Below are 2766 nucleotides of genomic sequence, written 5' to 3'. Positions count from 1 at the left end.
ACCAAGCCGGCCGCCGGTAAGCCCGCGGCGTCCAAGCCCGCCGCCACCAAGCCGGCTGCCACCAAGTCGACTGCTGCCAAGCCGGCCGCCGCATCGGCCGGGGGCGATTCGGACGCCCCCACGCCGATGGAGCTCGCGGACAACGATCCCGCGCTGACCACCGCGGACACCCCGTTGCCCCCCGCCGGCACCGACCGCGTCTGATACAGCGGCACCTGACGCCCCGGCCCTCCTTCTCCGGAGGGGCCGGGGCGTCGTGCGTTGAGGTCCGCCGCAGGGGCCGGGCCGGGATCTGGACGCCGTGAACATGGTCACACCGCGGTGACATGAGTGCCGACTACACTGGGCCGCGTGATTGACACTCTTCCCGGGACGTGGGGCATGGTCCAGCTGGCTATCCAGGGCGCGCTCGTCGTGTGGGCCCTGGCGGGACTGGTGCTGGCAGTCCTCCCGCCCGCGTCGGCGTACTCGATCGAGGGCAAGTGGCCCAAGCCCGCCTGGATCGGCATCTGCGCCGTGGCCGCCCTCATGTTCGCGATCCGGCCGTTCGGCTTCCTCAGCATCATCGCGATGGTGGCAGTGGGTGTGTTCTTCGCCGACGTCCGGCCCGCTGTCGGGGGACGGCGCAGGTGACACCACCGGAGGCCGACGGGTTCCAGCGGATCGAGGAGCTGGCCGAGGACTCCGGCACCACGGTGCGTAACATCCGCGTCTACCAGGAGCGGGGACTTCTCCCGGCCCCCGTCCGCAGGGGTCGCACCGCGTTCTACGGGCCCGACCACAAGAACCGACTGAACCAGATCCTCCGGCTGCTCGACCGCGGCTACACGTTCGCCACCATCGAGGAGCTGTTCATCGCGGAGCGCCACGGCTTCACGCTCTCCGAGCTGCTGAACTCGGACGCCGTCCTACCGGAGCGACGCTCGAGCGGCACCCGCCGCCGCCTCCCTCGTGGCGGCGTGGAGGCCGTCGCGGGTTTCGAGTTCGCCGAGGAACTCCTCGACCAGGGATCGGCCATCGGCCTGGTCAGTGAGCCGAGTGCGGCCGACCATTTCTTCGCGGACCGCTACATGTACGAGCTGTTCCGCGAACTCATCGTCCTCGGGGTCGGTGAGGAGGGGATCGACAAGATCGGTCGCCTGTTCCTCAAGGGGCAGAGTACGTCGGCCGAGGCGCTCGACATCCTGGTGGAGACGATGCGCGACGCCGGGATGGACCAGTCCGTCATCATCAAGAGGGTCACGGGGATCATGCCCCGGGCCGGCGCCGCCGCCCGCCTGATCTTCCTCTCGGCGGCCGAGACCCTGCTCAGCGAGCGGCACGGCTTCCCCAAGGGCTGACCTCCCCCGGAGCGGACCTCCCAGGGGAGCTGACTTTCCCGGGAGCGGACCTAGGTGAACACGACGGTGCGTCCGCCGTGGACCAGCACCCGGTCCTCGAGGTGCCAGCGCAGCCCCTTGGCCAGGACCAGCTTCTCGGCGTCGCGCCCCTGCCGGACCATGTCCTTCACCGTCGCCGTGTGGTCCACGCGGATGACGTCCTGCTCGATGATCGGCCCCTCGTCGAGGTCGGCGGTCACGTAGTGGCAGGTCGCCCCGATCAGTTTCACGCCGCGGACATGCGCCTGGTGGTAGGGGCGGGCGCCCACGAAGCTGGGCAGGAAGCTGTGGTGGATGTTGAGGGCACGCCCGGCCCACTTCGTGCAGAGCTCGTCCGGCAGGACCTGCATGAAGCGGGCCAGCACGATCGCGTGCGGGTCGATCTCGTCGACGATCGCGGCGACCTCCGCGAATGCCGGGCCTCGCTCGGCGGGGTCGGCCGGGAACGGCACGTGGTGGAAGGGCGCACCGTGCGACTCGGCCATGCCGCGCAGGTTCTCGTGGTTGCCGATCACGGCCCGGACCCGCGCAGGGTAGTCACCGCTCTCCACCCGACCCAGCAGGTCGTGGAGGCAGTGCCCCTCCTTCGAGACCAGGATGACGACGTCCTTGGGCTCGGAGGAGTCCGAGATGTGCCAGTCGGTCTCCGGGCCCAGTTCGGCTGCAACCCGCTCGAAGCGGCGCCGCAGTTCGTCGATCTCCATGCCGATCGACTCGGCGCTCACGGACTGGCGGGTGAAGAACCAGTTCGAGTCCTCGTCCGCGTGGTAGGCCGCCTCCGTGATCGTCCCGCCCAGCTCGGCGAGGAAGGTGGCGATCCGGGCGACGATACCGATGCGGTCCGGGCAACCCAGGGTGAGGACGAAGCGACGTGACATGAGTGCCCATTGTGCCAGCAGGGAAGACGGGCGCCCCCGCTAGGCTGGCCGGCATGGACGCCACTGCGACGAACGAGCTGACCCGCGCCCGGGTCGCCGCCATGATCGACCACACCCTGCTCTCCCCCGACGCCTCCCGCGACGACGTCCGGGCCTGCGTCGACGAGGCCCGCGAGTTGGGAGTCAAGGCCGTGTGCGTGAGCCCGGCCATGCTCCCGGTGCGGGGTGAGGAGCTCGTCGTCGCCACGGTGGCCGGTTTCCCCTCCGGCAAGCACCACTCGCTGGTCAAGGCGATGGAGGGCAGGCTCGCGGTGGACCAGGGGGCCCGTGAGGTGGACATGGTGATCGATGTGGGCGCCGCCATCGCCGGACTGGTCGACGAGGTCATGGCCGATGTGCTGGCCATGCGGGATGCCGTGCCGCCGCCCGTGGTCATCAAGGTGATCCTCGAGACCGCGGCCATCCACAAGGCGCTGGGCGAGGAGGCGGGCGACGAACGAATCGAGGCC

General features: G+C 70.1%; 3 protein-coding genes and 2 pseudogenes. 4 read left to right on the top strand and 1 reads right to left on the bottom strand.

Annotated features, from left to right (window positions below):
- The 3 genes and pseudogenes from G6023_RS00545 to G6023_RS00535 form a co-directional block, all read left to right on the top strand.
- Positions 1-204 (top strand): annotated as a pseudogene (locus G6023_RS00545) (hypothetical protein); the annotation flags it as partial.
- A gap of 147 nt (positions 205-351) precedes the next feature.
- Entirely contained in the window at positions 352-633 is a 282-nt protein-coding gene (locus tag G6023_RS00540) for a DUF2516 family protein (protein WP_067717117.1), read from the top strand.
- On the top strand, positions 630-1340 hold the full coding sequence (locus G6023_RS00535; protein WP_096906774.1) for a MerR family transcriptional regulator: 711 nt from the start codon (positions 630-632) through the stop codon (positions 1338-1340). Before G6023_RS00540 ends, G6023_RS00535 begins: the two co-directional genes overlap by 4 nt.
- 50 nt (positions 1341-1390) lie before the next feature.
- Here G6023_RS00535 and purU read toward each other — a convergent pair whose 3' ends face one another.
- The gene (gene purU, locus G6023_RS00530; RefSeq protein ID WP_067717112.1) at positions 1391-2257 is read right to left on the bottom strand and encodes a formyltetrahydrofolate deformylase; all 867 of its coding nucleotides are present in this window, start codon (positions 2255-2257) and stop codon (positions 1391-1393) included.
- 53 nt (positions 2258-2310) lie between these two features.
- Here purU and G6023_RS00525 point away from each other — a divergent pair.
- Positions 2311-2766 (top strand): annotated as a pseudogene (locus G6023_RS00525) (2-deoxyribose-5-phosphate aldolase); the annotation flags it as partial.

The sequence above is a fragment of the Dietzia sp. DQ11-71 genome (assembly GCF_014144995.1).
GTDB lineage: Bacteria > Actinomycetota > Actinomycetes > Mycobacteriales > Mycobacteriaceae > Dietzia > Dietzia kunjamensis.
The sequence above is the reverse complement of the archived record's forward strand: the minus strand, read 5'-3'. Positions and strand labels throughout refer to the sequence as shown.